26 protein-coding genes and 1 pseudogene are annotated in these 26,038 nt (G+C 71.2%); 13 read left to right on the forward strand and 14 right to left on the reverse strand.

The genetic code is table 11. The features are described from left to right. Window positions 1–96: 96 nt before the first annotated feature. The 5 genes from BMW78_RS02975 to BMW78_RS02995 form a co-directional block, all read right to left on the reverse strand. A complete protein-coding gene (locus BMW78_RS02975; protein ID WP_091756186.1) occupies window positions 97–1,158 on the reverse strand; it encodes an ABC transporter ATP-binding protein in 1,062 nt (353 codons plus the stop codon). 9 nt (window positions 1,159–1,167) lie between these two features. Beyond that, window positions 1,168–2,181: an ABC transporter permease gene (locus tag BMW78_RS02980; protein WP_091756188.1), complete on the reverse strand. Its 1,014-nt coding sequence runs from the start codon at window positions 2,179–2,181 to the stop codon at window positions 1,168–1,170. Window positions 2,182–2,332: 151 nt separating this feature from the next. Next, entirely contained in the window at window positions 2,333–4,072 is a 1,740-nt protein-coding gene (locus BMW78_RS02985) for an ABC transporter substrate-binding protein (protein ID WP_091756190.1), read from the reverse strand. 145 nt (window positions 4,073–4,217) lie between these two features. Continuing rightward, window positions 4,218–5,249 (reverse strand): ABC transporter permease, encoded by a 1,032-nt coding sequence (locus BMW78_RS02990; RefSeq protein WP_091756192.1) that lies wholly within the window; start codon window positions 5,247–5,249, stop codon window positions 4,218–4,220. A 282-nt stretch (window positions 5,250–5,531) separates the two neighbouring features. Beyond that, window positions 5,532–6,311 carry an HNH endonuclease family protein gene (locus BMW78_RS02995; RefSeq protein WP_091756565.1) on the reverse strand — a complete coding sequence of 260 codons (780 nt, stop codon included), beginning with the start codon at window positions 6,309–6,311 and terminating at the stop codon, window positions 5,532–5,534. A gap of 134 nt (window positions 6,312–6,445) precedes the next feature. On the opposite strand from BMW78_RS02995, the gene BMW78_RS03000 reads away from it, so the two are divergent. Next, window positions 6,446–7,753 (forward strand): hemolysin family protein, encoded by a 1,308-nt coding sequence (locus BMW78_RS03000; RefSeq protein ID WP_143056123.1) that lies wholly within the window; start codon window positions 6,446–6,448, stop codon window positions 7,751–7,753. Window positions 7,754–7,784: 31 nt separating this feature from the next. Here BMW78_RS03000 and BMW78_RS03005 read toward each other — a convergent pair whose 3' ends face one another. The 4 genes from BMW78_RS03005 to BMW78_RS03020 form a co-directional block, all read right to left on the reverse strand. Then, the gene (locus BMW78_RS03005; RefSeq protein WP_091756194.1) at window positions 7,785–8,072 is read right to left on the reverse strand and encodes a hypothetical protein; all 288 of its coding nucleotides are present in this window, start codon (window positions 8,070–8,072) and stop codon (window positions 7,785–7,787) included. Window positions 8,073–8,120: 48 nt separating this feature from the next. Next, window positions 8,121–8,921, reverse strand: a complete 801-nt coding sequence (locus BMW78_RS03010; RefSeq protein ID WP_091756196.1) for an ABC transporter permease subunit — start codon at window positions 8,919–8,921, stop codon at window positions 8,121–8,123. Next, entirely contained in the window at window positions 8,911–9,822 is a 912-nt protein-coding gene (locus tag BMW78_RS03015; RefSeq protein ID WP_091756198.1) for an ABC transporter ATP-binding protein, read from the reverse strand. Before BMW78_RS03015 ends, BMW78_RS03010 begins: the two co-directional genes overlap by 11 nt. 86 nt (window positions 9,823–9,908) lie before the next feature. Continuing rightward, entirely contained in the window at window positions 9,909–10,145 is a 237-nt protein-coding gene (locus BMW78_RS03020) for a PLD nuclease N-terminal domain-containing protein (protein ID WP_091756200.1), read from the reverse strand. Window positions 10,146–10,373: 228 nt separating this feature from the next. Between BMW78_RS03020 and BMW78_RS03025 the strand changes: the two genes are divergently transcribed. The 8 genes and pseudogenes from BMW78_RS03025 to BMW78_RS03055 all read left to right on the forward strand — a co-directional run bounded on the left by BMW78_RS03025 (window position 10,374) and on the right by BMW78_RS03055 (window position 16,253). Further along, on the forward strand, window positions 10,374–11,237 hold the full coding sequence (locus BMW78_RS03025; RefSeq protein WP_091756202.1) for a trypsin-like serine protease: 864 nt from the start codon (window positions 10,374–10,376) through the stop codon (window positions 11,235–11,237). A gap of 122 nt (window positions 11,238–11,359) precedes the next feature. Next, on the forward strand, window positions 11,360–12,685 hold the full coding sequence (locus tag BMW78_RS03030; protein ID WP_091756204.1) for a cyclic 2,3-diphosphoglycerate synthase: 1,326 nt from the start codon (window positions 11,360–11,362) through the stop codon (window positions 12,683–12,685). A gap of 63 nt (window positions 12,686–12,748) precedes the next feature. Beyond that, window positions 12,749–12,943 (forward strand): hypothetical protein, encoded by a 195-nt coding sequence (locus BMW78_RS03035; protein ID WP_091756206.1) that lies wholly within the window; start codon window positions 12,749–12,751, stop codon window positions 12,941–12,943. A gap of 86 nt (window positions 12,944–13,029) precedes the next feature. Then, the gene (locus tag BMW78_RS03040) at window positions 13,030–13,875 is read left to right on the forward strand and encodes a pentapeptide repeat-containing protein (RefSeq protein ID WP_218144200.1); all 846 of its coding nucleotides are present in this window, start codon (window positions 13,030–13,032) and stop codon (window positions 13,873–13,875) included. Window positions 13,876–13,884: 9 nt separating this feature from the next. After that, the gene (locus BMW78_RS03045; RefSeq protein ID WP_143056124.1) at window positions 13,885–15,030 is read left to right on the forward strand and encodes an MFS transporter; all 1,146 of its coding nucleotides are present in this window, start codon (window positions 13,885–13,887) and stop codon (window positions 15,028–15,030) included. A gap of 36 nt (window positions 15,031–15,066) precedes the next feature. Beyond that, window positions 15,067–15,306: an HAD family hydrolase gene (locus BMW78_RS21140; RefSeq protein WP_245735624.1), complete on the forward strand. Its 240-nt coding sequence runs from the start codon at window positions 15,067–15,069 to the stop codon at window positions 15,304–15,306. Window positions 15,307–15,324: 18 nt separating this feature from the next. Next, window positions 15,325–15,783: pseudogene (locus BMW78_RS21145) on the forward strand (HAD family hydrolase); the annotation flags it as partial. 74 nt (window positions 15,784–15,857) lie between these two features. After that, entirely contained in the window at window positions 15,858–16,253 is a 396-nt protein-coding gene (locus BMW78_RS03055; protein WP_091756213.1) for a DUF302 domain-containing protein, read from the forward strand. On the opposite strand, the gene BMW78_RS03060 is transcribed toward BMW78_RS03055, so the two are convergent. From BMW78_RS03060 to BMW78_RS03070, 3 genes are read right to left on the reverse strand one after another with little or no spacing between them, the layout of a single operon-like run. Then, on the reverse strand, window positions 16,240–17,196 hold the full coding sequence (locus BMW78_RS03060; RefSeq protein ID WP_245735626.1) for a phosphotransferase enzyme family protein: 957 nt from the start codon (window positions 17,194–17,196) through the stop codon (window positions 16,240–16,242). The two genes, BMW78_RS03055 and BMW78_RS03060, sit on opposite strands and share 14 nt — an antisense overlap. Before the next feature lie 4 nt (window positions 17,197–17,200). Further along, window positions 17,201–18,007: a 3-(cis-5,6-dihydroxycyclohexa-1,3-dien-1-yl)propanoate dehydrogenase gene (gene hcaB / locus BMW78_RS03065; protein ID WP_091756217.1), complete on the reverse strand. Its 807-nt coding sequence runs from the start codon at window positions 18,005–18,007 to the stop codon at window positions 17,201–17,203. 36 nt (window positions 18,008–18,043) lie between these two features. After that, window positions 18,044–21,298, reverse strand: a complete 3,255-nt coding sequence (locus BMW78_RS03070; protein WP_091756219.1) for an ATP-binding protein — start codon at window positions 21,296–21,298, stop codon at window positions 18,044–18,046. A gap of 152 nt (window positions 21,299–21,450) precedes the next feature. Here BMW78_RS03070 and BMW78_RS03075 point away from each other — a divergent pair, with 152 nt between their 5' ends. Both BMW78_RS03075 and BMW78_RS03080 read left to right on the forward strand, forming a co-directional pair. Next, window positions 21,451–21,915 (forward strand): RrF2 family transcriptional regulator, encoded by a 465-nt coding sequence (locus BMW78_RS03075; RefSeq protein ID WP_091756221.1) that lies wholly within the window; start codon window positions 21,451–21,453, stop codon window positions 21,913–21,915. Between the two features lie 386 nt (window positions 21,916–22,301). Next, complete coding sequence (locus BMW78_RS03080; RefSeq protein ID WP_091756223.1) at window positions 22,302–22,808, forward strand: FBP domain-containing protein; 507 nt, start codon at window positions 22,302–22,304, stop codon at window positions 22,806–22,808. A gap of 26 nt (window positions 22,809–22,834) precedes the next feature. On the opposite strand, the gene BMW78_RS03085 is transcribed toward BMW78_RS03080, so the two are convergent. Next, a complete protein-coding gene (locus BMW78_RS03085; protein ID WP_091756225.1) occupies window positions 22,835–23,392 on the reverse strand; it encodes a TOPRIM nucleotidyl transferase/hydrolase domain-containing protein in 558 nt (185 codons plus the stop codon). 65 nt (window positions 23,393–23,457) lie between these two features. Between BMW78_RS03085 and BMW78_RS03090 the strand changes: the two genes are divergently transcribed. Next, window positions 23,458–23,841 (forward strand): PIN domain-containing protein, encoded by a 384-nt coding sequence (locus BMW78_RS03090; RefSeq protein ID WP_091756227.1) that lies wholly within the window; start codon window positions 23,458–23,460, stop codon window positions 23,839–23,841. A 41-nt stretch (window positions 23,842–23,882) separates the two neighbouring features. Here the strand turns inward: BMW78_RS03090 and BMW78_RS03095 are convergent, their stop codons facing one another. Beyond that, on the reverse strand, window positions 23,883–24,494 hold the full coding sequence (locus tag BMW78_RS03095) for a GNAT family N-acetyltransferase (protein WP_091756229.1): 612 nt from the start codon (window positions 24,492–24,494) through the stop codon (window positions 23,883–23,885). A 144-nt stretch (window positions 24,495–24,638) separates the two neighbouring features. Between BMW78_RS03095 and BMW78_RS03100 the strand changes: the two genes are divergently transcribed. After that, window positions 24,639–26,006 carry an MFS transporter gene (locus BMW78_RS03100; protein ID WP_091756230.1) on the forward strand — a complete coding sequence of 456 codons (1,368 nt, stop codon included), beginning with the start codon at window positions 24,639–24,641 and terminating at the stop codon, window positions 26,004–26,006. Window positions 26,007–26,038 lie beyond the last annotated feature (32 nt).

Below are 26,038 nucleotides of genomic sequence, written 5' to 3' on the forward strand. Positions count from 1 at the left end.
CCCGGGGTGCCTCGCCGTTCGACGTCCCTCCCTCTGGGGTCGTGCTGCTCGGTGTCGGTCCGTTGCTCGGTGTCGAGCCCTGTGGCGTTGAGGTGCTCATAGCGTGGGCCGGACCTCCTCCTCGAAGATGCGGCGGCGCTCCTCGGGGTCGATGGAGCAGCGCACCGGGTGCGGTAGCGAGGCGTCGAACTCGGGGGTCACGCTGTTGCAGGCCCACCGCTCGTCGTCCCGGTGGTCGCACCGCGGGTGGAACGGACACCCCTTGGGCCGGGAGATGAGCGAGGGCGGGTTGCCGCGGATGGGCCGCAGCCGTTCCAGGCGCAGGCGGTCCATGCGGGGCATGGACGACAGCAGGCCCCAGGTGTAGGGGTGCTCCGGGTGGTAGAAGAGCGTGTCCGCGTCGCCGCGCTCGGCTGCCATGCCGGCATACATGACCATGATCTGGTCCGCCATCTCGGCCACGACCCCGAGGTCGTGGGTGATGATGATGATCGAGGAGCTGTGCTCCTGCTGCAGGCTCACGAGGAGCTCGAGGATCTGCGCCTGTACCGTGACGTCGAGGGCGGTGGTGGGCTCGTCGGCGATGATGAGCCTGGGGTTGTTGATCAGTGCCATGGCGATCATGGCACGCTGGCGCATCCCCCCGGAGAACTCGTGCGGGTACTGGTCGACGCGCTGGGCCGGGTTGGGGATGCCGACCCGGTCGAGCATCTCGATGGTGCGGGCCCGCGCCTCCTGCTTCGAGGCGTCGTGGTGGACGAGGTAGCCCTCGATGATCTGGTTGCCGACGGTGTAGTACGGGTGCAGTGCCGAGAGCGGGTCCTGGAACACCATGGCGATGTCGCTGCCGCGCCGCTTGCGCAGCTCCTCGTCGCTCAGCGTGAGCAGGTCGACGCCGTCCAGCTCGATGATGCCGCTGAGCCGCGCCCGGGTGCCCCGGTAGAGCCCCATGATCGCCTGGCTGGTGACCGACTTCCCCGAGCCGGACTCACCGACGATGCCGAGGATCTCGCCCTGCCGCAGCTCGAAGCTCAGTCCGTCGACGGCGTGGACCAGTCCGTCCTCGGTCGGGAAGTGCACCTTGAGGTCGCGGACCGAGAGCAGGGTGCCCGCACCCGTGCTCCCGGCCGCCCGCTCGGCGCTGACGTCAGTGCTCATGGTGCCCCCTCAGGCGTACTTCACGCGCGGGTCGATGTAGGCGTAGAGCACATCGACGATGATGTTCGAGGTGATGATGAAGAAGGCAGCGACGATGACGATGCCGACCAGGGTGGGAAGGTCGAACGTCGTGGAGGCCTGCACCGTCAACTTTCCCAGCCCGTCGTAGTTGAAGACCGTCTCGGTGATGATGGCTCCGGCCAGCAGGACCCCGAGGTCGATGCCGGCCACCGTGGCGATCGGCGTGAGGGACGCTCGCATCGTGTGCTTGCGCAGGATCTTGCTCCGGGGCAGTCCCTTGGCCTGGGCGGTGCGCAGGTAGTCCTCCCCCATCGTCTCGAGGACGAAGGCACGGGTGATGCGGACGTACGACGCGATGAAGATCAGCGCCAGCGTCAGGCTTGGCAGGAACAGCCCGGCCAGCCAGGCGGACGGGCTCTGCGTGAGTGGCGTGTAGACCGGCACCGGGACCAGCTGCCACTTGATGGCGACGTAGATGTAGAGCCACAACCCGATGAAGAAGGTCGGGAAGGCGTAGAACACCAGTGACGTGCCGACCAGCGCCCGGTCGAGGAAGCGCCCCTTGTTGAGCGCGGCCACCACTCCCCCCGAAATGCCCAGGACCATCCACATGAGGAAGGCGAAGAGTGCGAGCGAGACCGTGACCGGTAGCTTGCTCGCGAGAAGCGACGTCACGTTCTGGCTCATCAGCGGCGAGTAGCCCAGGCACGGCGCCGGGCAGTGGACCACGGTCTGTGGTGCGGTCTTGGCGATCGCGGGGTCGTCGGGGTAGTTGCGCCCGGTGAAGATGCCCTTGACGAACTCGCCGTACTGCACCAGGACCGGCTTGTCGTAGCCGAGCGCCTTGCGGTTCTGCTCGACGAGCTCAGGGGTGCAGTTCTTGCCGCAGGTGAAGCGCGCCGGGTCGGTGGGCATCGAGAAGAACAGCAGGTACGTCACCAGCGACATCACGAACAGCATGATGAAACCGACGAGCACCCGACGGACGATGAAGGCGAACACGGTTACTCCTCAACGCTGCTCGGTGGTCAGGCCCCGCGGCCGCGGGCCCGGTGTGGGCCCGCGGCCGGGGACCGGGGGCGTGGGCCGCGGGGAGCGGGTGGCGTCCCCACGGCCCACACCGGTCGGTGCTGGCATCAGCGGTGGACCTGCGTCACTTGCTGACCCCGATGTTGCCGAGGTCGGGGTAGCCGTTGGACGCCGGCGTCTGGGTGTAGTTCGTGACGCCCGAGCCGCGCAGCAGGTAGAACTTCTCGACCGCCAGCGGGATGTAGGCGACGTCCTTGCCGAGCTGGTCGTCGATCTGGTTGTAGACCGCGCCCGCGGACTGCACATCGGGCTTGACTGCTGCCTCGTCGATCAGCTTGTTCACGGCGTCGGACTTGTAGTTGCCGTAGTCCTGCCCGTTCGACTTCGCCGTCAGGTTGATCCGCGAGTCGAACAGTGCCGGGAGCACGGTGGCCTGCGACGGCCAGTCGGCGCCCCAGCCGCCCCAGATGACGTCGGACTTGTTGTTCGACGGGTTCTGGATGACGTCGTAGTAGGTGTCGGTCAACGGCTGCAGGGTCACCTTGAAGCCGGCCTTGTCCCAGGTCGCCTTCATGCCGGCTGCAGCGTTGTCCACCTCGGTGGTGCCGCCGTTGTAGGTGTAGGTGATCGGGTAGGGGAGGGTCACCCCCGCCTCCTGCAGCAGCTTCTTCGCCGCGGCCGGGTCACCGCTCGGGGGCATCGTGAAGTTCGGGTTGTCCTTGTAGCCGATGAGCACGGGGCTCACGATCGACTTCGCCGGCCGACCGAACTTGTCGCCGCCCTGGGCGTTGATGTACGCGTTCTGGTCGGTCGCCATCATCAGCGCCTGCCGGACCTTCGCGTCCTTCATGCGGTTGAAGTTCGGCAGCACGTAGTCGATGTAGGGCGCGTCGACGAGCGTCGCCCGCGACTTCACGTTGGGGTTGGCGGAGACCTGGGTGTACATCGACGCCGGGATGCGCCGGTCCGTCACGGCGAACTTGTCGTTGCCGCTGTCGGCGATGAGGCGCTGCGTGATGATCTCGTTGGTCAGCCCCTCGACGAAGATGATCTTGTCAGGGAGTGCCTTGCGCAGTGTGTCGGTCTTGGGGTCCCAGTTGGTGTTGCGCACGAAGGTGCCACCGACGTTCTTCTTCCACTCGCCCTGCAGCATGTAGGGGCCGTCGGAGAAGATCGTGTAGTTGGACTGCTCGCCCTTGTCCTGGTCGGCCCGGTAGGGCGCGGCGAACCGCAGCGAGGCGATGGCCAGGGGGAAGTCGATCCACGGCTTGTTGAACCGGTAGGTGATCGTCTTGCCGTTGCAGGTCACTGCCTTGTCGAACTCGGCCTGGCCGTTCTTCTTGTACGGCCCGTCGTAGACGGGCAGGCCGTTCTTCTTCGGGACGTCGAGGTAGGCCAGCTGGTAGTTCGGGCCGCCGGTGATGACGTCGGTGGCGAAGCCGCGTGAGAAGCCGTACTTCAGGTCCTCACACGTGATGTCCTTGCCGTCCTGCCACTTCACGCCGTCCTTCAGCGTGAAGGACCACACCTTGCCGCCCTCGGTCGACTTGCCGGTGTCGGTCGCCAGGTCCGGCACCGGCTTGGTGCCCTCCTTGGCGTCCGTGGTGATGGGGAAGGACACGAGGTCGCGGTAGAAGAGCCGGTTCGCGTTGGCCAGGTCGCGGCCGATGTAGGTGCGCTGCGGGTCCCAGTGCTCCGTCGGACGCTTGGTCAGGTAGTAGAGCGTGCCGCCCTTGCTGGCACTCGCGCTGCCACTGCTGGACGACCCGCCCCCGGGCGCGGTGGTCCCGCTGCAGGCGGCGACGGCCAGCAACCCGGCCGACGCCACGGCTGTCAGCGTGGCGGTTCTCATCCTGGTGGTCATAAGCCCTCCTTCGGCTCCTGCACCGCGGTGGCGGTGCCTCGTTGCACCGCGGTGGCGGTGCGTCGTCCCCCGGTCGTGCGGCAAGGGGCGTCTGTGGTTTCTCCTGGTGGTCCCGCCGGCGGCGCGCTGGAGCGCGCGCTGCTGCTCACCGCTCGGCCTTGGGGTCGAAGGCGTCGCGCAGGCCGTCGCCAAGGAGGCTGAACGAGATCACGAGGACCGCGATGAACAGCGCGGGGAAGAAGAAGAAGGTGAAGTCGGCCGAGGCGTAGTTGACCGAGTACTTCAGGATGTTGCCGAGCGTGGGGGTCGGCGGCTGGATGCCGACGCCGAGGAAGCTCAGCGCCGCCTCCGCGGAGATGTAGGTCGGCAGCAGCAGGGTGAAGTAGACCAGCAGCGGCGCCCACAGGTTCGGGATGAGCTCCTTGGTGTAGATGCGCCGGTTGCGCGCACCGAGGCTTCGGGCCGCCTCGATGAACTCGCGCTCGCGCAGCGAGAGCACCTGCCCGCGGATGATGCGCGCGATGTAGGGCCAGCCGAACAGTCCCAGCACCAGGATGATGTAGACGCCGTTGCTCCAGTTCCCTGCCGGCACACCGAACGAGGTGATCCGGTCGATCAGCATCCCCGACAGCGCGAGCAGCATCAGCGTCTGCGGGAAGGCGAGGGTGATGTCGATGAGCCGGGTGATCGTGAAGTCCGGCCAGTGGCCGAGGAACCCGGAGATCAGCCCGAGCAGGGTGCCCAGCCCCACGGCGATGATGGTCGCCGAGGTGGCCACCACCAGCGAGAAGGTCACGCCGAGGATGAGGCGCGACATCACGTCGCGGCCGGTGCCCGGCTCGACGCCGAGCGGGTGCGCGAGGCTGATGCCGCCCGCAGGACCCTTGGGGAGCCCGCCGGTGTTGGGGTCGATGAGGTCCTGGTGGAACGTGTACGGGTCGAGCACCCCGAGCTTGGTGAGGATCGGCGCCGAGATCCCGACCAGCAGGGCGAGGGCGACGATGCCCAGGAACGTCATGGTGATCTTGTCGCGGTAGAGACGTCCGCGCGCCAGCTGCCACGGAGTCTTGCCGGCGATGACCTGTTCGGCCGACTCGTCCTGGATGAGCGAGTCGGCCTCGAGCGAGTCGACGGCAGCGTCGCGCTGCGGTCCTCGTGAGGCAGTTCTGTCCGACATGTGCCACCCGCACCCTGGTCAGGGCCGACGCGCCTGCGAGCACGCGCGCACAACCATCCGCTCCGGTCGGGAAGGACGAGCCGACTTCCGCCCCGTCAGTCGTTCCGTTCTAGCCTGACCGCTCTCTTCGGACGGTAGACCCGCTCGGGGGAACGGTCACCGGCGTGAGCCACGCGTTCACCGAATTGCAACCGAACTTGGGCATCAAGATGGCGAAAAGGGACTGTTCGCAACGTTTTTCGCAGGAGACCCAATCTTCACCGGGTGGAGGCGCGGCGACCCTCACCTGGGGAGCGGCTGCCCCGGGCACGCGGTGAGCACACGTCGCACCGCATCGCGCTCCGCGGCGGTCACCCACAAGCCGTAGCGCTGCTTCACCGCCACCTGCCGGGCGACGTAGGCGCAGCGGAAGGAGCGTCGCGGAGGAAGCCACGTCGCGGCGTCGCCGTCGCTCTTGCCCTGGTTGACGCTGCCGCCGACGGCGAGCAGGTTGAGCGGGTCGTTCGCGATGGCGGTCCGCCGGGCGGCCGGCAGCTGTTGCGCCCCCTTCTGCCAGGCGTCGGACAGGGCCACCACGTGGTCGACCTGCACCCGGCTCGACGTGGTCCGTCCCCGCACGAAGGCGACGGTGTCACCCGTGTACGGGTCGTGGAGGGTTCCCCGCAGCACGACGCACCCGTGCGTCCCGGCCTTCAGCGTGTATGCCGTGAGGTCGCGGCGGAGCACGTCGTTGCGGGTGTCGCAGCCGTTGTGGTCGGTGTCGGACCACGCCGGCGCGAACTGCTCCCGCGCGTAGCCGGTCCTGGGGGCGCGGCCCTTGACCGGGAGACCCGCCAGCGCCGCCAGGGCGGTCCCGGCGCGAGGGGCGGCAGCCGGCGACGAGGACGGCGACGACGGGCCGGAGGCAGGGGCCGACGGCCCGGACGAGGACGGCGGGGACGGACGCCCAGCCGGGTCGGCGGGGTGGGCTGTCCCTGCGAGCCCGGGCCACACGAGCCCGACGAGCAGGAGGAGGCCGCAGGCGAGCAGCCATGCGCGACGGGACGGGGAGGGGGCAGGCATGAGCGCATCGATCCGGGTCATGGGGCGGGGACCGGCACAGGGTAGAGGGGCGCTCGGGTACCCCGGGGAACCGGCCGGACCGGCTGGGCGTTGAGCCGGTCCAACCCCTACCGGAAGCGGTGAGCTCTCCCTCCATGTCTGGCTATTGGCTCGACATCGCCCTCGTGGGCATCCTCGTCCTCCTCAACGCCGCGTTCGCGGGCAGCGAGATGGCCCTGGTCTCCTTGAGGGAGGGACAGCTCAAGCAGCTCGAGCGGCAGGGCGGCACGCGGGCCATGCGGTTGGTGCGGCTGGCCCGCGACCCCAACCGGTTCCTCGCCACCATCCAGATCGGGATCACCCTGGCCGGCTTCCTGGCGTCGGCGACCGCGGCGGTCTCGCTCGCAGAGCCGCTGGTGCCCCACCTCTCCTTCCTCGGTGCGGCGGCCCGGCCGGCCGCCATCGCCGGCATCACCCTGGTGCTCACCTTCGTGACCCTCGTCCTCGGCGAGCTGGCACCCAAGCGGCTGGCGATGCAGATGGCGCTCCCGTGGGCGCTGGCGGTCGCCCGCCCGCTCGACGTGCTGTCGACCGTCTCGCGGCCCGCCGTCGCCCTGCTGAGCGCGTCGACGAACGCCGTGGTCCGCCTGCTGGGCGGCCGGGCGGAGTCCGAGGCGCAGGAGATCTCCCCCGAGGAGCTGCGTGACCTGGTCACCGGCCACCGCGACCTCAACCCCGAGCAGCGCGAGATCATCAGCGGCGCGCTCGAGCTCCACGAGCGCAAGCTCCGCGAGGTGCTCGTCCCGCGCGGCTCGGTCTTCGTGGTCAACGGCGACGCGACGCTGGACCAGGCGCGAGCGGCCATGGCTCGCTCCGGGCACTCCCGGGTACCCGTCACACGTCAGCACCACCTCGACGACGTCGTCGGCATCGCGCACTGGGCCTCGGTGCTCGAGGGAGGCGACCAGCCGGTCTCGACCGTCGCCACCCCGGCGCTGGTGCTCCCCGACACAGTGCGCATCTCCGACGCCCTGCGCCACTTCAAGAGCGAGCGGCAGCAGATGGCCCTCGTCATCGACGAGCACGGCGCGGTCGACGGCATCGTCACCCTCGAGGACCTCCTCGAGGAGATCGTGGGTGAGATCTGGGACGAGACTGACCGCGACGTCATCGGCGTCGAGCGGTCGGCCGACGGCGCCCTGACGCTGCCGGGCACCTTCCCGATCCACGACCTCGAGGACGTCGGCGTACGCCTGGAGTCGGCGAGCGGCGACTACACCACGGTGGCCGGCCTCGTGCTGATGCAGCTCGGCCGGGTGCCCGACCGGACGGGCGACCAGGTCACCGTCGACGGGTGGCGCGTCGAGGTGCTGGAGGTCGCCCACCACGCCATCACCCGCGTGAGGTTCACCCCCGCGTCCGCCGCGGCGGCGGACGGCGCCGAGGAGAGGGCAGCCGGGTAGCGACGGCGGGTCTGCTCGACCCGGCCGCTGCTCAGCGACGGCGTGCCGCCCCGCCGCCTGCCGCGCCGTAGGGGAAGGTCAGGCCCAGCACGAACCCGAAGTCGTACCAGTTCCCGTTGTTGTGCACCTCGTAGATGCTCACGTTGTCGTTGAACAGCGAGATGACGAACGTGACCGGGATGATCATCCCCTGCCAGAGGCCCAGCCAGAAGCCGGCGCCGCTGTGGCTCTCCGCGGCGTTGGTGCCGGCGGCGCAGGCGCCCAGCAGCAGCACGACGGCCGCACCGAGCAGCACGCGGCGAACGGTGACCTGTCCCATGGTGTCCCCCAGTTGGTGTGTCGGGTGGTGTCCGAGCTGGTGTGACAGTCAGCCGTGCACGTCGCGGCGCCGGAAGCCGACCACCGCCAGGGCGACGAGCACGAGCACGGTGGCGGCGGCGACCGCTGCGGCAGGCCCGGAGACACCGGTCCGCAGGGGGTCGTGCCCGATGTACTGGAAGAACGGCGAGTAGCGCTGCAAGGGCTCGAGCCACGACACCATGGGACCCAGCCCGTTGACGAGGTACCCGACGACGGCGATGCCGGCCGGCACGGCACGGCTCAGCCCCACGTCGCCGGTGACCGCCCCGATCGCCAGGGCGATCGCCCCGAACACCAGCCCGAGCAGGGCCAGGTGCAGCATCGCCGCGCCGATCCGGTCCACGGGGATCACCATGTCGAAGAGCTGTCCCTCGACCACCAGGGCCAGCCCCAGCGTGGCCGTCAGCACGACGGTCCCGGCCACCATGGCGGTGGCCTTCTCGAGCAGCAAGCGCGACCGGCTGACCGGCTCCGCCAGGAGCAGGTCCATGGTCCGGCGGTCCTCCTCACCGGCAACGGCGCGCGAGCCCTGCGCCACGGCATACACGATCACGAGGGTCGGCCCGATGAAGGACATGAACTCGATCTGGATGTAGCCGACCGGGGTCGACATGTCCGCACCGGACGACGCGAAGAGGGACCTGAACGCCTCGGGCATCGTGTTGAGGAAGTCGCTCATCGACGGCTGGTCGCGGATGCTCGGCCAGATGCCGGCGTACATCAGCACCAGCAGGACGATGGCCGCGACCCATCCGAGCAGCGACCGCCTCTGGTCGTAGGCCGTCTTGGCGAAGACGCTACGGAGCATGCACGGCCTCCTTCTCGTAGTAGGCGAGGAAGGTCTCCTCGAGCTCGGCCTCGGCGCACTCGAAGTCGAGCACGGTGTGCCGGCCCACCTCCTTGATCACGGCGTCGAGGGCCGTCTCCGGCGCCGAGCACGACATCGAGTGGTCGTGCACCTGCAGGTCGCGCACGCCCGGAACGCCGGCGAACGTGAGGGGTTCGACGGCGTCGGCGAACGTCGCGCGGATGTGGTGCAGCGAGCGCTCCCGCAGGGTCGCGAGCCGGTCGACGGCGATGAGTCGTCCCTCGCGCAGCACACCAACGCGGTCAGCGACCCGCTGCACCTCGCTGAGCACGTGCGAGCTGAGCAGTACCGACCGCCCCTCGCCGGTGGTCTCGCGGACGATCGCCTGGAACTCTTGCTGCGCAAGGGGATCCAGGCCTCCGGTGGGCTCGTCGAGCACCAGGAGGTCGGGCAGCGACATGAGCGCGAGCACCAGGGCGAGCTTCTGCCGGTTCCCCTTCGACAGCTCGCGCGAGGGCCTGCCGAGGTCGAGGTCGAGCCGCTCGGCGAACCGTTTCGCGGCGAGCCTGCCGTCCGTGCCACGGAGGTGCCCGAGGAAGTCGACGTGCTGGGCACCGGTGAGCTTGGGGTAGAGAGCCGGCTCCCCCGAGAGGTAGCCGACCCGGCGGCGCACCTCGACCGAGTCGTGCCAAGCGTCGAGCCCGTCGACCTCCGCCGCACCGCTCGTCGGCCGGAGCAGCCCCATGAGCAGCCGCAGTGTGGTGGTCTTCCCGGCGCCGTTGGGCCCGAGGTAGCCGAAGACCTCGCCGCGCTCCACCTCGAGGTCGAGGTCGCGCAGTGCGACGGTGGCCCCGTAGTGCTTCGTCAACCCGTGCGTGCGCACGATGGACGTGCCCGTCATGGCCTCAGCGTCGCTCCGCCGCAGGTATGCCGCACAGGGCCTTTGTGCCCCGGCCGCCGCCACTGCCGGCGCGGGCCACCGGAGGCTCAGCCTGCGGCTGGGCTGCGTCGCCGACCGACGAGGAAGTAGGCGATCGGGCCGACGAAGTTCACCGACATGGCGGGGACCCAGACCCACTTGGGGCCACGCACCTGGTCGGCGGGTCGTCGCCGCAGGTCCCGCAGCGCCACCATCTCCAGGCCGATCTGCACCACCGCGCCGACCACCACCATGCGTCGCTGGCTGTCGCTCAGGTCCTGCCACCGCCGCCTCTGCCGCGCCATGCCGTCATCGTCCCGCCGACGTAGGACCCAGCAGACCGCCCTATGGCCTAGTCCTGCACCTCGCCGTTTGCGGCATGTTTGGCATGGTTTGCGGGTATATGGAGGATCGCAATGGCCACCGCGCCGTCGTAGTCATGGACACCGGCGCCTACGACGGATTGACTGCCCTCGGCGTCTACGGCGACGGCGGCGCCATGCGGGAGACACCGACTGATTCCTGGAGGACAGATGAGACTTGCTCGTTCTGCGGCCGTTGCTGCCGCGACTACCACCCTCGTCGCCGGCACCGCGCTGGCCGCGACGGCGATCACCGGTGGTGAGGTCGACAGCGCCAACACGTACAAGAACGTCGGGATGATCGCCTTCTACGAGGACGGCGGCCGGTACCGCTGCACGGCCACCCTGGTCACCCCGACGGTGCTGCTGACGGCGGCGCACTGTACCGCGGACGTGAAGGGCAAGGTGGCGGTCACCTTCCAGTGGAAGGTCGCGGACGCGCCGCCCTCGGGCCTGCCCGTCGCTGCGGACCCGAACGCGGGCTACACCGGCACCGAGTCCACGGCCTACGCGTTCGGCACGCCCCACGCGCACCCGCAGTACTCCAACTTCACGGACCTGAAGAACTGGAACGACGTGGGCGTCGTAGTGCTCGACCAGCCGGTCACGGGGATCACTCCGGCCAAGCTGGCACCGAAGAACTACCTGAACCAGTACACGCCCGACATCCTCAACAAGGAGCTGTTCCGCATCGTCGGGTACGGCACCGAGGTCCGCCAGGACGCCGCCGCCAACGGCAACATGAAGCCGACGCCGATGAGCTACCCGATCGTGCGACGCTACGCCGACTCCCCCGGGCAGAAGCTGACGCCGCAGATCCTCCAGACCAACGGCAACGAGCACGACAACCGCGGCACCGGCGGCAGCTGCTTCGGCGACTCCGGCGGCCCGACCTTCAAGAACGGCTACCAGGTCACCGTGACCAGCTACGGCTACACCAGCAACTGCCGCTACCTCGACGGCCTCCAGCGCGTCGACATCCCGGTGGTCCAGGACTGGCTGGCCACCTACGGGGTCACGCCGGCGGCCGGCTGACCAGAACTGCACTGAGCAGACCTCGACTGGCCGGACCACGACTGGCCAGACCTCGAGAGACGGGGGCTGTTCCGGGACTTCTGCCCCGGGACAGCTCCCGTCCACGTCTCTAGCCTTCCGCCATGGGCAGACCGCGCAGAGTCGTCATCCTCGGGGCCGCAGGCCGCGACTTCCACAACTTCAACACCGTCTTCCGTGACAGCGACGACGACGTGGTCGTGGCCTTCACCGCGACGCAGATCCCCAACATCGCCGGTCGCGCCTATCCCCCTGGGCTCGCCGGATCCCGCTACCCGCAAGGGATCCCGATCGTTCCCGAGTCCGAGCTGAGCGACCTCATCGCTCGCGAGGACGTCGACGTGGCGGTCTTCGCCTACTCCGACGTGCCGCACACCCGCGTCATGCACGTGGCCTCGCAGTGCCTGGCGGCCGGGGCCGACTTCCTCCTCCAGAGCGCCAAGCACACCATGCTGCCGTCCTCCGTCCCGGTCATCGCGGTCACCGCGGTGCGCACCGGCGCCGGCAAGAGCCAGACGACGCGCTACATCGCACGAATGTTGCGCGACATGGGAAAGCGCGTCGTGGCGGTGCGCCACCCGATGCCCTACGGCGACCTCGAGCGCCAGGCGTGCCAGCGCTTCGCCGACTACAGCGACCTCGACCGGCACGAGTGCACGATCGAGGAGCGCGAGGAGTACGAGCCGCACATCGACAACGGGGCCGTGGTCTACGCCGGGGTCGACTACGCGCAGATCCTCGCCGCGGCGGAGCAGGAGGCCGACGTCATCCTCTGGGACGGCGGCAACAACGACCTGCCCTTCTTCGCGCCCGACCTGCACATCGTGGTCGCCGACCCCCTGCGCGCAGGCGACGAGGAGACCTACCACCCGGGGGAGACCAACGTCCGCATGGCCGACCTCGTGGTCGTGAACAAGTGCGACTCCGCGACCGAGGAGGCGGTCGCCGCGGTCGAGGCGTCCGTGCGCCGGCTCAACCCCGGCGCGACCGTGCTGCGCGCCGACAGCCCCGTCACCGTCGACGACGAGGCGGCCGTCGTCGGCCGCCGGGTGGTCGTCGTCGAGGACGGCCCGACCCTGACGCACGGCTCCATGAGCTGGGGCGCAGGAGTGGTCGGCGCCAGGGCCGCCGGGGCGGCCGACATCGTCGACCCGAGCCCGTATGCCGTGGGGTCGCTGGCCGCGACGTACGCGCAGTACCCCAACGCCCGCGGCGTCCTTCCGGCCATGGGCTACGGCGACGCCCAGGTGGCCGACCTGGCCGCGACCATCGAGGCGACCCCGTGCGACGTGGTCGTCTCCGGCACGCCGATCGACCTCGGGCGCGTGCTCACCGTCTCCAAGCCGGTGGTGCGGGCGCGCTACGACCTCCGGGAGCGGGACCCCGGCCGGCTGGAGGCTGCAGTGCGGAAGGCCCTGGAAGGGGCCTGACGGCGTGCCCCCGGGGTCTTTGGACTCTGGGACAGGCTGACCCGAGACGGAAAGCATGGCTCCATGAGGACAGCGGACCACGCCGACACCGTGAACACGGGTTTCTGGCCGGCGGCCCTTTCGGGCCGGTGGCCGCTGCACCTCATCGCGCCGACCGGCGTGGCGACGGTCTCGTCCATGGTCGCCGTCGCCACCGGTCGGCGTGACCGGTGCGGGGTCGTGACGTCTGCCGGCGTGGAGGGCACCGTCCCGAGGTAGAGACCCAGAGCGAACGGGTGCCAGGCGCCTGCGACCGCCGCCTGGCACTCGCATGTCGGCTCCGGCGCTCTGGGAGAATGCTGGCCATGTCCTCCGACCTGCCTGCGCCCGGCGCTCACCGCGCCGACGTCGGGCAGCGGCTACGCGCCGACTGCAGCCGATGCGTCGGACTGTGCTGTGTCGCCCTGCCGTTCGCGGCCTCGGCCGACTTCGCCATCGACAAGCCCGGCGGGGTGCCCTGCCCGAACCTGCGCGCGGACTTCCGGTGCGGCATCCACGACCGCCTGCGCGAGAGCGGCTTCCGGGGCTGCACGGTGTTCGATTGTCGCGGTGCGGGGCAGCGGGTGTCGCAGGAGACCTTCGCCGGGCGCGACTGGCGTGAGGACCGCGTGACCGCCCGGCAGATGTTCGCCGTCCTTCCCGTCGTGCAGCACCTCCACGAGCTCATGGGCCACCTGCTCGAGTCGCTGGCACGACCGCAGGCCGCTGCGCTGCACGCCGAGCTGGCTGAGGCGCTCGAGCGGCTGGACGTCCTTGCCTCCGGCGACGCGACGAGCCTGCTCTCCCTCGACCGTGGAGCGGTGCAGGCCGAGGTCGGCGAGCTGCTCCTCAGGGTCAGCACGGCGGTGCGCGAGGCGGCCGCCCCCGGCGGCGAGGACCACCGGGGAGCGGACCTCGTGGGCGCCGACCTGCGCCACGCCGGCCTCACCGGCGCAAGCCTGCGGGGCGCACTGCTGGTCGCAGCCCGGCTGGACGGCGCCGACCTGCGCTGGGCCGACCTCGTGGGCGCCGACCTCCGCGACGCCGACCTCAGCGGCGCCGACCTCGCCGAGGCGCTCTTCCTCACCCAGCCGCAGCTCGACGCCGCTCGCGGGAACGCGCGCACCGTGCTTCCCGAAGGGCTGACCCGCCCCTCGCACTGGCAGGTCTAGAGTCGAGAGGTGCCCGCCCGGCTGTGGCGAATGCTGGTTCCGCTGGTGCTCGCGACGATGGCGTCGCAGTCCCTGCTGGTGGTCCTGTCCCCCACGATCGTCGCGATCGCAGCCGACCTCGGAGCCCCTGTCGCCACGGTGGGCCAGGCCAGGTCGGTGACGGCACTGGTGTCGGTGCTCGCCTCGCTGTACCTCACGGCCCGGGCGGACCACCTGCCGGTGCGCGCCCTGCTCCGGTGGGGATCCGTCCTCGCCCTGGTGGCCTGCGGACTGGTGGCCAGCGCCTCCTCCGTGCCCCTCTTCCTGTTGGCGCACATGGTGGTGGGACTGGCCTTCGCACCGTTGCTGTCCGGCGGCTTCGCCGGCCTGGCGGCCTTCGGCCCGGCGGACCGTCCCTGGGCCACCGGGTACGTCGCGGGCGCCAACGCGCTGGCTTGGATCGTGGTGAACCCGTTGGCCGCGGCCCTGACCGCGACCGTCTCGTGGCGGGCGGCCCTGGCGGTGCCGGCGGCCGTCGCCGTCGCGGCCCTGCTGACCTCGGGCGCCGCTGCGTCCGCCCGTCCGGGTCTCGTGGGCGCGAGCCTGTGGGAGCCGCTCCGGGTGACGCCCGCCCGACGGTGGATCGGGAGCGAGGTCACTGCGTTTGCTGGGTGGACGTGTCTGCTCACCTTCGCCGGCGCCTTCTTCATGGAGGAAGTGGGTGTCCCACAGTCGACGGTGGGCTGGGTGCTCGCCGCCGGCGCAGCGGCATACCTCCTGGCCTCGGGCCGCGCCGGGAAGCTCGCTGCCCGGGTCCCGCTCCGGCACCTCGTGTGGGGCTCCGCCCTCGTCATGGCGACCCTCATCCCCCTGCTGCTGGGGACCCTGCGGGCACCGGTGCCGGCGGTGGTGGCCTTCTGCGCCGTGGCCATGGCTGCCGGCGTGCGCACTCCCGCCTCTGCCGGTCTGGCGTTGCTGCAGCTGCCCGAGCACCCGGGCGTCATGGCCGCTGCACGCACGGCGGCCACGCAGACCGGCTACCTCGTGGGTGCCGTCATCGGGGGCGTTGTCATCGCCGGGCCGGGCTGGCGAGCACTGGGCGTGGTGCTCGCTGTCGTCATGGTGGCCTCCGCCTGGCTCGTGCGGCGTATCCACGAGGTGGCCACGATTCCCTGAGTGGTGGAGTGCAGCGTCACTGGGTAGACAGGGCGCATGGCTGACGCAGCGCGAACGCACCGGCACGACACCGTGCTCCTCGACGTCGACGGGACCCTGGTGGACTCGACCTACCACCACGCGCTGGCGTGGCACCGTGCCTTCCAGGCCCACGGCATACGGGTGCCCATGTGGAAGGTCCACCGGGCGATCGGGATGGGCGGTGACCGGCTGGTGGCCGCGGTGACGGGCGACGACGTGGAGGAGTCGCTGGGCGACGCGCTGCGCGAGGAGTGAGAGAAGGGCTACGAGGGCCTCATCGACGAGGTGGAGCCGCTGCCGGGCGCCGCCGACCTGGTGCGCGCGCTGGTGGAGAAGGGCTTCGTCGTGGCCCTCGCCTCGTCGGGCAAGCCGGACCACACGCAGACGGCCGTCGAGCGCCTCGGCGTCGGTGACCTGCTCGCCGCGGTCACGACCTCGGAGGACGCCGAGTCGACGAAGCCGGCGCCGGACATCCTCTCCGTGGCCCTGGAGAAGGCGGGCGGCACCAGCGCCATCGTGGTCGGCGACTCCACCTTCGACATCGCCTCGGCGGCCCGCATCGGCTCTCCGTGCGTGGCCACGCGCACCGGCGGGTTCGGTCGAGACGAGCTGCGCGAGGCGGGAGCCGTGCTGGTGGCCGATGGGATGGTCGACCTGCTGGACGCGGACTGGGCGGGCCTGGCCGAAGCCACGCCCCCGCAGGGGGCCGACCACGACCCCCGGCTGCCGTAGCGCGAAGCGGTCGCAGCCATACCCCCAGAGGTATGCTGCGTGGAAAGGCACATGTCGTCGCAAGGAGGCCTTCCATGGGCTACGCCCTGAGCACCACTGTCGACCGTCCGTTCGAGCAGACCCTCGAAGCAGTGCGTGAGGCCTTGCAGCAGCAGGGTTTCGGCGTGCTCACCGAGATCGACCTGAAGGCGACGCTCAAGGCCAAGCTCGACGTCGACGTCGAGCCGCAGGTCATCCTGGGCGCCTGCCGTCCCCCTCTGGCCCATGCGGCCCTGCAGGCCGAACCGTCGGTCGGGCTCCTGCTCCCCTGCAACGTCGTGGTGCGAGCGTCCGGGGCCGAGAGCACGGTGGTCGAGGCGCTCGACCCGGCGACCATGGTCGACCTCACTGGCAACGAAGCGCTCTCCGACGTGGCCACCGACGCGAAGGGGCGCCTGCAGGCTGCTCTCGACGCCCTCACGGGTCCCTGAGCTGCCTCACGGCCGCGAGCAGGCGGTCGAGCACCGATCGGGTGTGCGGGTCGTCGAACACCTCGCTGATCCACGCCTCGGCGTCCTCGCGTCGCGGCGACCGCCGGTTGGGCTCGAGCCAGTCACAGGCGGCGAGCTCGGTGATGTGGCCGAGCTGGGCGATCAGCATCGTGAAGTGTCCGCGCCGCTCCACCGCCGCAGGACCACCCGCGTCGCGGTAGGCCGCCACCAGCTCGCGGACCCGCCCGGGGTCCGAGCGAGCGAACTCGAAGAGAGCGCACGCCAGCTCGTGGTGCGGGTCGGCGGGTCCACTGTTGTCCCAGTCGATCACGCACACGTCGCCATCGGTCGTGGACAGCACGTTGTCGGCCCACAGGTCGCAGTGGCAGACCTGCAGGTCACGCGGCGGCTCCAGCCACGACTCGAGGGCCACCAGCTCGTCGCGCAGGTCGGCGACCCGTCCGGCAAACGGAGCCCCACCCGCGGAGAGCCGACGGACGAGTTCGTCCCAGCGGGCGGCGCCGACCGGCTCGTGGTTCCACGCGTGGGAGGGCCCCGGCGCCTCCAGGACCACCTGGTGGAGGTCGCCCAAGAGCGCCCCCACCCGGCCGGGGTCGAGCATCGGGTCCGGCGGCAGCAGGTCGACCCACTCGTGCACGCGCACCTGCGCTGCACCGACGACAGCGAGGACCGACCCTTCTTCCGTGCGGCGCACCTTCGGGGTGGGTACGCCTGCGGCCCAAGCCTGCTCGTTGAACTCCGTCGGCAGGCGCACCTCGGCCTCCGAGGTGCGGCGCAGCGGCACCTTGACCGCCCAGCGGCCGTCCGAGGTCTCCAGCCGCCACACCAGCCCCTGCTTGCCCCGGGCCACCGGGCCGTCGGACAGGTGCGTCGCGCGCCCGAGCCCGAAGCGACGCGCGACCTCGGTCGCGTCCCAGTCCACGTTCTCAGGGAGCCGGTGGCAGCGGCATACCCCGCACGGAGAAGCCACCGTCGCAGTCGACCACGGTCCCTGTGGTGGCAGCGGCGTTCGCCCGCGAGGCGAGCTGCACGTAGTGGCCCGTGTACGCGGCCGGCTCGGGCAGGACAGCCAGGGGCAGCACCACGCGCGCCAGCTCGTCGAGGTCGGGCATCGAGGCCAGGGTTCGGTCAGCCTGCCCGAGGGCACCCGGCCCACGGATGTCGGTGCGCATGAAGCCCGGGGCCACCGCATTGACGCGCACGGTGGGCGCGAGCTCGAGCGCGAGCTGCTCGACCAGACCCACGACCGCGTGCTTCGAGGCGGTGTAGACCGCTCCACCCACCCCGGCGTTGCGCGACGCCAGGGATGCGGTCAACACCACGCTGCCGCCGGACTCTCCCAGCGCCTCGGCAGCCGCCTTGACGCCGAGCAGGTAGCCCTTGACGTTGACGGCGAACAGCTCGTCGAAGCCGTGCGCGAGCGCCTCGATGGGCGTATCGACCAGCCGGGCCCCGTAGTCGAACAGACCGGCATTGCCTACGAAGACGTCGAGACGCCCGAACGACGAGATCGCCTGTGCCACAGCGACTTCGTTGTCAGCGGGGACGGTGACGTCGCCGACCACCCCCACCACCGTGTCACGGTGCTGCGCCTCCACGGCGGACACGCGTTCGGCACTGCGGTCGAACGCGACCACCCGTGCACCCTCGGCCACGAAACGGTCGACCAGCGCGCGGCCCAGTCCCGACCCCGCACCGGTGACCACGGCGACGTCACCCTCCAGCCAGCCCATCCGCTCCTCCTTCGTCAGGTGTCCTCATCAGCGTGCTCACCCGGCCGCCGACAGGGCCGAGCCCTCGACCGCGAGGAGTGCCTCGGTGGCCAGGCGCACGGTTGCCCGCAGGTCGGGTGGTTCGTGGCCCGAGGGAGCGGACGGCTCCTCCGGTTGGTCGCTCGGGGGCGGCGGCACCACTGACTCGGCCGCCGCCTGACGTGGGGTCGCCACCGCTCCGCAGGCTCGTCGCAGCGACCGGGCAGACCGCGCCAGCTCGGTTGCCGTGGACGGCGCGGCCGGGCTGACCAGGACAGCGGCGGCCAGGAGCGACTCGACCAACCCCAGGCGGTCACCGATCACGTCGCGGATCACGAGGGCCTCGCGGTGGAGCCGCGCGGCGTCCCGCACCTCACCGCGAGCGGCGCTGACACAGGCGAGGCCCCATCGGCTGTTGGCCTGGTGGCGCGGCGACGCCTGGGTGGTGGTGTGCTCGACGCCCAGGCGGAAACGCCGCGCCGCCTCGGTGAGGTCGCCCTCCTCCAACGCAACCACACCGGACACCCACTGAGGGAACACCGAGCGCATGGTGTGGCCCAGCACGCTGAGGTCGCGGGCGCGCTCGGCCAGCTGGTGCGCCTCCGTCAGCCGCCGCTGCTCCAGGGCAGCGCACGCCCGGGTGCACAGCACCCCTGCCACCTCGGCGGGCGCGTGCAGCCCCTCCGCGACCTCGTGGGCTCGAGTCACGTCGCCCTCGGCCACTGCAAACTCGCCTCGCCGCACCAGTCCTTCGGCCCGCAGTCGCAGGGCGCTCGCGAGCGTGCGGCGGTTCCCCAGGTCCTCGGCGAGCTCGGCAGCCTCGTCCGCGAGCCGGGCCGCGGTGCCGAGGTCGCCGGTGAGCAGCGCCACCCATCCGAGCTCGCAGAGCAGGAGGGGACGGGCGGACAGGTCGCCGATCGACGACGCGAGGTCGAGCGCCTGGCCGTAGAGGTCCTGCGCCTCCGAGTACCTGCCGGTCCAGAGGTCGATCTCCGCCCGCGACCCGAGGAGCAGCCGGAGCAGCTGGTCGTCGTGGGCGTGCTCTGCCGCGCGGATGCCTCGGTCGAGCCACCGCCCAGCTTCCTCCTGGTCGCCCCGGCTGCCGGCCGCGATCGCCAGGCTGCGCAGCACCCCCGCTGAGACCCGCTCGTCACCGGCCTCCTCGGAGCTCTCCAGGGCCTGCCGCCACCGGTTCTCGGCGCCGTCGAGGTCCGACCGCCGGAACGCGACGTACCCCAGACCTGAGAGGGCCCGGGCCCGCGTCGTCGCGTCTCCGCGGGTCCCGCTCAGGGCCAGCGCCTCTGACAGGCACCTCTCGGCGTCGTCCATCTCACCGCGGAGGATGAGCAGGTTGCCCAGTGCCGCCAGCGCTCGGGCCCGAGCCGAGTCGGCTCCGCCCTGGAGCGTCAGCGCCTCGCGGAGGCGGTGGACGCCGGCCCCCCAGTCGCCGTGCGAGGTCCAGAACGGCCCCATCGCAGCAGCGCAGCGCAACGTGGTGTCGGCATCGCCTTCCGCCACACCGGTGGCGAGCGCCTGGTCGATGTTGTCGAGGTCGACCAGGAGCTCACCCATGACGGCGCCGCGGTCGTGCAGGCCGAGCTGCGGCGCGAGGGTCTCGGCTCGGCGTGCGAAGAACTCACGGTGCAGCGCCGACAGGGCCCCGGTCTGGCCGCGCTCCTTCAGCTCGAGGGCCGCGAGCTCGTGCACGGACCCGAGCACGGTCCACCGGTCGTCGTCCCCCATGGAGACCAGGGAGGATCGCACGAGCCGCCGCAGCAGTCTGGGAACGTCCGTGGCCACCAGCGGCGCCTGCCCGCAGACCTCGCTCGCAGCGTCCACGGAACCGGTGCGGGCGAAGACACCCAGGCGGGCGAACAGCAGCCGCTCCTCGGCGCCGAGCAGGTCGAGGCTCCAGCCGAGCGCGGCGCGCAGGGTCTGGTGCCGCTCGGGTGCGCTGCGCCGTCCGTAGGTCAGCAGGGCGAAGCGGTCGGCCAGGCCCTCGACGACGCTGCCCAGGGATCGGTCGGCCAGCGCCGCCGCGGCCAGCTCGAGCGCGAGCGGTATGCCGTCGAGCTGGCGCACGATGGTGGCGACCTGCGGCGCGGTCGCATCGGTGACGCGGAAGCCCGGCCGCGCGAGAGCTGCGCGCTCCTCGAACAGGCGCACGGAATCGGCCCTGCGCAGCCGGTCGGCGGTCGTGGCGCCCCCCTCGGGCACGGGCAGCGGCTCCAGCCGGCACACGACCTCGCCGTCGATCGCCAGCGGCTCCCGGCTGGTGGCCACGACGACCACGTGGGGGCTGTGGCGGGTCAGCTCCTCGGTGAACGCGGCCACCGGCTCCAGCACGTGCTCGCAGTTGTCCAACAGCAGGAGGGCCGACTTCCCGGCGAGGTGGTCGACCACCACGTCTCTCAGGGCGCGTCCGGCGGTCTCCGCCACTCCCAGGGCCGTGGCGACGGCGGAGACGACACCCCGGTCGTCGCGAGCCGAGGCCAGCTCGACCAGCCACGCGCCGTCATCGAAGTCGTCGAGCAGGTCGAACGCCACCTGGGTCGCGAGTCGGGTCTTGCCGACGCCACCGACGCCCACCACGGTGACGAGGCCCGTGCGCCGGACCATGGCCGCCAGTGCGGCTCGCTCCCCTGCCCTCCCGATGAAGGCCGACCGGTGGAACGGCAGGTTGTGGTGCACGACCCCCTGCACCCGAAGGGGTGGGAACTGCACCTGCAGACCAGGGTGGTCGGCCTGGAACAGCCGCGCCGGCTCGGCGAAGCCCCGCAGCTGGAAGGATCCCAGGAACGTCAAGGCCACCTCGGGCGGCAACCGGTGCCGCACCTGCTTCGCCGTGACCTCGGAGAGCACGACCTGACCGCCGTGGGCGCCGGCACAGATCCGGGCCGCCTGGTGCAGCCCGAGCGATACGTAGTTGTCGCCGACCGGCTCCGCCTCCGCCGTGTGCAGTCCCATGCGCACCCGGATCATCGCGCCGGGAGGCCAGGGATGGGACTCCAGGGCGAGCTGGCCCTCGACGCAGCCGCTCAACGCCTCCGCCGCGTCGTCGAAGGCCACCACGAGGGCGTCGCCCTCGGTGGCGACCTCCACGCCACCGTGGCGCTCGAAGGCGCCGGCCAGCAGGCGGTGGTGGGTCTCCAGAAGGCCCACGTAGCCGTCGCCGAGCTCGCGGAACAGCCGCGTGGAGCTCTCGATGTCGGTCATCACGAACGTGACGAGGCCAGCGGGGAGCCGTCGCGCTGTCCGCTGCGGCTCCGCCATGGTGCGTCCTCCACCTCGGGGCGCGGCCTGTGCACGACCACCCGTGCGCGCGTCCCGCCCCACGACGATAGTTCGCTCGCGGCACACCCGTCAGGGCCTTGGGGCGACAGCCGCGGAGCGAGCGCCGCCGGCGGATGCAGGAGAATGCCGCCGTGGACATCTCCGCGCGCACCGAGTACGCCATCCGCGCCATGCTGATGCTGGCCGAGGCGTCACTGACGGGCGCGGGTCCCGTGAGCGTCGACACCCTCGCCACGAAGCAGGACCTTCCCCGCAAGTTCCTCGAGGCCATCGTCGGCGACCTGCGACGGGCTGGGCTGGTGGTGAGCACCCGGGGCGCCCGCGGCGGCTACGCGCTCACCCGCGACCCGGCCGCGATCTCGCTCGGTGACGTGTTCCGCGCCGTCGACGGCCCGCTCGCCGAGGTGCGCGGGCTGCGTCCCCACGAAACCCGCTACGAGGGTGTCGCGGAGCACCTGCCCACGGTCTGGGTGGCCGTGCGCGCGAGCCTCCGCCAGGTGCTCGACGGCACGAGCCTGGCGCAGGTGCTCAGCGGCCGTCTCCCCCCGTCCGTCGCCGCGCTGACCTCCGCCCCGGACGCCTGGCAGAGTCGGTGACGGGCCCGGCAGAGTCGTTCACAGGCCGGCAGAGTCGTTCACAGACCGGCAGAGTCGTTCACAGACCGGCAGAGTCGTTCACAGACCGGCAGAGTCGTTCACAGACCGAAATGGGTGTGACCTCTGGGTGGCCGGCCCCTTAGGCTCTCCGGGTCGTCACAGGGGCGGCCACGAGGACACAGGGAGCGAGCGGGTGCCGGACGTCGCCGCGGGATGCGAGGTGGCCGCTGAGGCCTGCTCGGCCGCCGGCCACACCCGCCCCCGGAACTCCTGACACCTCGATCCTGAGCTCGACGGCTGCGCCGCGCTGCGCACGCCCGCTCGTGGCCGGTGCCAGGCGTGTCCACGCATCCTGGCAGCCGCCGCACCGAGAGCAGAGAAGAACCATGAACCCCCTGACCGAGAAGCAGATTCGCACCTCCTTCATCAACGCCACCCGCCGCGAGACGACGCAGGCGACCCTCCCCGACCTCACGGCGGTGAGGTGGGACCAGCTCGACTACCTCGGCTGGCGCGACCGAAAGGCACCCCTGTCGGCGTACGTCGTCCTCGAGCTGGCGGACGAGCCCACGGGCATCCTCCTGCGGGCCGGCACCCCGAGCGCGACGACGGTTCGCCGCAAGGCGGTGTGCGCGTGGTGCCGCGACCTCGCCTCCGTCGAGGCGGCGATGTTCGTCGCGCGACGCGGCGGCTCCGCGGGACGCGCGGGCAACACCATCGGCACGCTGGTCTGCGAAGACTTCTCGTGCTCGCGCAACGTGCGCCGGCCGCCGACCAGCAGCGACGCGGGCACCGACGCCGAGCTGGTGCGGGAGCTGATCATCCAGGACCGGGTCGCCGGGCTGCGCGAGCGAGCCACCCGGTTCGTGCAGGAGGTCGCAGCGACCCTCTGACGCGGCACGGGACGCGGCCGAGGAGCTCAGACGCGGTCCAGCAGCGCGGAGAAGGGCTCCGGCTCGCGGCCCGGCTCCATCGCCGCGACGAACAGTGCGGCATACCGCGCCTTGCGCCCGGACCCGCCGAGGAAGCGGCGGAGCACCGCTGTGCGTGTCCAGCCCTGTTGCGCGGGCATGCCCGCCAGGCGCTGCAGCGAGCGGCGCTCACCGGCCGCGTCCACGACCCCCTCGGCGGCGTCGAGTCCCAGGGACCTGATGAGCTCGTCCTCGAGGTCGGCCGAACACTTGAAGAAGCCCAGCCGCGAGGGCCCGTCGGGTTCGAGGGCCTCCCTCAGGCCGGCCGCGGCGAGGCCGCCCCGGAGCTTGGCCTCGTCGGCCTCGTCGTAGAGTCCGACGAGCGGGAGGCCGAGCCCCAGGGGTCCGTAGCGGAACGCGAAGGTCCGGGTGTTGGTGATGCCGTTCATCGCGACGACGTCGACGCCCTCGGAGGCGAGGTCGCGGCCCCGGCGCACCGCCAGCGCCTGCAGCGCCACCAGGTCGCTGTGCCCCTCGACGAGGACGACGGCACGCGGCGGGGACACCTCACCATTAGGTGCCCTGCGCGTATGCCGGTCAACCGGCTTTTCGTCCCGCCTACCCTGAGCGCATGGAGCTGCTGGTCGTCGACGCGGCCAACGTCGTGGGTAGCCGCCCCGACGGCTGGTGGCGCGACCGCGCCGGTGCGGCTCGCCGCCTGCGCGACAGCATCGCAGCCGTGGACTGGGGCGACGACGAGGTCGTGCTGGTCGTGGAGGGTCAGGCGAAGGCCGGGCTCTCCCCCGGCCAGGATGGGCACGTCCGCACCGTCCACGCCGCTCGGTCAGGCGACGACGCGATCGTCGACGAGGTGGTCCGGCAGATGTCGGCGCACTCGGTCGCCGGTGACGAGCGAGAGGTCGTGGTGGTGACGGCCGACCGGGAGCTGCGCGACCGCGTCGAGGCAGCCGGAGCCACCACGCGGAGCCCACGCTGGCTGCTCGACCGGCTCTGACGGCATACCGGGTGGCCTCTCATCGGGGAGGCACCGCGCCGTCAGGCTGGCGCCACGGTGCGCTTCATCACGCAGTTCTTCTGGCCCTTGGGCCTCTCGTGCGTGAAGCCGGCTTCCTCGTACATCGCGCGGGTTCCGTTGTAGAGGAAGGAGGACGACATCTTCTTGCCCTCCGGCTGCTTCGACAGGTCGTGCGGGTAGCCCTCGACGACGCCACCGCCGGACGCGGCGATGAGGTCGAGGGCTCCTTGCAGCGCGAGGGCTGCGACCCCGCGCCGGCGGTAGCGCCGGTCCACGAAGATGCACGTGACCCGGAAGTCCGGCGGGCTGAGCAGGCCGGCTTCGTACTCCTGCCGGTGGTGGATGTTGGGCAGCTCGTCGGGTGGCCCGAACTGTGCCCACGCCACCGCCTCGTCACCGTCGAAGACCACCGCGGCGTGCGCGCGTCCCTCCTCGACCAGCCGGCACTTGAGGTCGCGGTTTCCCTCGTAGGTGCGGTCCTTGTCGCGGCTCAGGGTGTGGAACCACGTGCACCAGCACCCGCCGAACACACCGTTGTGCCGGGCGACGAGGTCGGCGAACGCCGGCCAGGTGTCCGTGGCGAGGGGCCGGATCGTGAGGCGGTCCACGTCGGCAGGGGTCTTCGCGGTCATGCCGACGAGGCTAGAACCGAATGCGGACGAGCACCGTCCGGTTGCCTCGCCCGGTGAGTGCCCCGGGCCTCCACTGTCAGCCTCCACTCGCCGCGCGTAGGAAAATGACGCGACATCGGCCATCGGCCCCACGAGAATCTCCGGGTGACTCTCGACGCCGTCCTTCGCCAAGCGCGCCCGCCGTCACCTCTGGCCGGCCGGCTCTCGGCCCAGTCACTGCTCTTCGCCCTGGGCGAGGGCACCTTCATGACCGGCTCGGCGGTGTTCTTCACCCAGATCGTCGGGCTGTCCGCCGCCCAGGTCGGTCTGGGCCTCACCTTCGCGGGCGTCGCCGCGTTCCTGGCGGCCCTGCCGATGGGCAAGCTCGTCGACCGCTTCGGACCCAAGAAGATGTGGGCGGTCAGCGCGACCGGTCAGGCGGCGATGTTCGCGCTGTGGCCGCTCATCAACGGCTTCCAGGGCTACGTCACCATGGCCGTCGGCATGGAGGTCATCGGCGCGCTCGGTGGCGCGGCCTACGGCGCGTACACCATCGATGTGCTTCCAGCCGACGAGCGCGTGAAGTCGCGGGCCTACATGTACTCGGCGCTCAACGTCGGCTTCACGCTCGGCTCCATGCTCGGCGGCATCGCCCTGGCCTTCCACTCCAACGACGTCCTGCACGCACTGCCGTGGTTCACGGCGCTGGTCTTCCTCGTCAACGCCGTCGCGATCGGCCGCCTGCCGAAGGCGGCGCACGATGAGCGCAGTCCCGAGGACCGGAAGGTGAAGGTCCCCGGGCCCGGCCCGCTCCGCAACCCGGGCTGGCTCCTCACCACCTTCTTCACCGGCGTGTTCTGGACCAACCAGGTGCTGCTCAACGTGGTGATCCCCCTGTGGTTGGTCGAGAAGACCGATGCGCCACGAGTGCTGCTGGCGTTCCTGTTCGGCACCAACACCGTCATGTGTATCTTCCTGCCGATGGTGACCTCTCGTGGGGTCAAGGACGTGCCGACGGCGCTGCGGGCCGTCCGGTTCTCGTCGGTGTTCTTCGTCGTCTCCTGCCTCATCACGCTGGCGACGCACGACACGGTCGGCTGGGTGACCATCGCGCTCGTCTGGCTCGGACACGTCACGGTGACCGGCGCCGAGCTCTACCTCTCGGCCGCGAGCTGGTCGTTCGAGGCCGAGCTGATGGACCCGCGGCAGCGCGGCGCGTACCAGGGGGCCGCCGAGCTGAGCGGCACGCTCGGTCGGGTCTGGGCTCCTGCCCTCTACACGTTCCTCGCGATGAACTGGGGCGCCGGGGGCTGGCTGATCATCGCGGCCATCATCATCGTCGCGGCAATCGGCATCCACCCCTCGACCCGGCTGGCACGGCGGTTCCTCGAGCAGCACGTGCCGGCCGACGTGCTCGCCGACGCCCGTGCGTCGGCGCCCGAGCCGGAGGACGGCCTTGCCGTCGGCCCGCCGTCACTCATCAGCACCGAGGATCCGGTGCCCGAACCCGAGCCGGACTCGGTCCGCCGCTGACGTTGCCCGGCGTGTAACGCTGGCCCGCGGTC

This window comes from Pedococcus cremeus, from assembly GCF_900111375.1.
Lineage (GTDB): Bacteria > Actinomycetota > Actinomycetes > Actinomycetales > Dermatophilaceae > Pedococcus_A > Pedococcus_A cremeus.

Bases quoted from the DNA above. Each gene is read 5' to 3' on its own strand.
- BMW78_RS02985 (WP_091756190.1), bottom strand. From the start codon at position 4,072: ATGACCACCAGGATGAGAACCGCCACGCTGACAGCCGTGGCGTCGGCC.
- BMW78_RS03015 (WP_091756198.1), bottom strand. From the start codon at position 9,822: ATGACGGGCACGTCCATCGTGCGCACGCACGGGTTGACGAAGCACTAC.
- BMW78_RS03055 (WP_091756213.1), top strand. From the start codon at position 15,858: ATGGGCTACGCCCTGAGCACCACTGTCGACCGTCCGTTCGAGCAGACC.
- BMW78_RS03010 (WP_091756196.1), bottom strand. From the start codon at position 8,921: ATGCTCCGTAGCGTCTTCGCCAAGACGGCCTACGACCAGAGGCGGTCG.
- BMW78_RS03040 (WP_218144200.1), top strand. From the start codon at position 13,030: ATGTCCTCCGACCTGCCTGCGCCCGGCGCTCACCGCGCCGACGTCGGG.
- BMW78_RS03025 (WP_091756202.1), top strand. From the start codon at position 10,374: ATGAGACTTGCTCGTTCTGCGGCCGTTGCTGCCGCGACTACCACCCTC.
- BMW78_RS03095 (WP_091756229.1), bottom strand. From the start codon at position 24,494: ATGACCGCGAAGACCCCTGCCGACGTGGACCGCCTCACGATCCGGCCC.
- BMW78_RS03070 (WP_091756219.1), bottom strand. From the start codon at position 21,298: ATGGCGGAGCCGCAGCGGACAGCGCGACGGCTCCCCGCTGGCCTCGTC.
- BMW78_RS03035 (WP_091756206.1), top strand. From the start codon at position 12,749: ATGAGGACAGCGGACCACGCCGACACCGTGAACACGGGTTTCTGGCCG.
- BMW78_RS03080 (WP_091756223.1), top strand. From the start codon at position 22,302: ATGAACCCCCTGACCGAGAAGCAGATTCGCACCTCCTTCATCAACGCC.
- BMW78_RS02995 (WP_091756565.1), bottom strand. From the start codon at position 6,311: ATGCCTGCCCCCTCCCCGTCCCGTCGCGCATGGCTGCTCGCCTGCGGC.
- BMW78_RS02990 (WP_091756192.1), bottom strand. From the start codon at position 5,249: ATGTCGGACAGAACTGCCTCACGAGGACCGCAGCGCGACGCTGCCGTC.
- BMW78_RS03020 (WP_091756200.1), bottom strand. From the start codon at position 10,145: ATGGCGCGGCAGAGGCGGCGGTGGCAGGACCTGAGCGACAGCCAGCGA.
- BMW78_RS03090 (WP_091756227.1), top strand. From the start codon at position 23,458: ATGGAGCTGCTGGTCGTCGACGCGGCCAACGTCGTGGGTAGCCGCCCC.
- BMW78_RS03030 (WP_091756204.1), top strand. From the start codon at position 11,360: ATGGGCAGACCGCGCAGAGTCGTCATCCTCGGGGCCGCAGGCCGCGAC.
- BMW78_RS03005 (WP_091756194.1), bottom strand. From the start codon at position 8,072: ATGGGACAGGTCACCGTTCGCCGCGTGCTGCTCGGTGCGGCCGTCGTG.
- BMW78_RS21140 (WP_245735624.1), top strand. From the start codon at position 15,067: ATGGCTGACGCAGCGCGAACGCACCGGCACGACACCGTGCTCCTCGAC.
- hcaB (WP_091756217.1), bottom strand. From the start codon at position 18,007: ATGGGCTGGCTGGAGGGTGACGTCGCCGTGGTCACCGGTGCGGGGTCG.
- BMW78_RS03000 (WP_143056123.1), top strand. From the start codon at position 6,446: ATGTCTGGCTATTGGCTCGACATCGCCCTCGTGGGCATCCTCGTCCTC.
- BMW78_RS02975 (WP_091756186.1), bottom strand. From the start codon at position 1,158: ATGAGCACTGACGTCAGCGCCGAGCGGGCGGCCGGGAGCACGGGTGCG.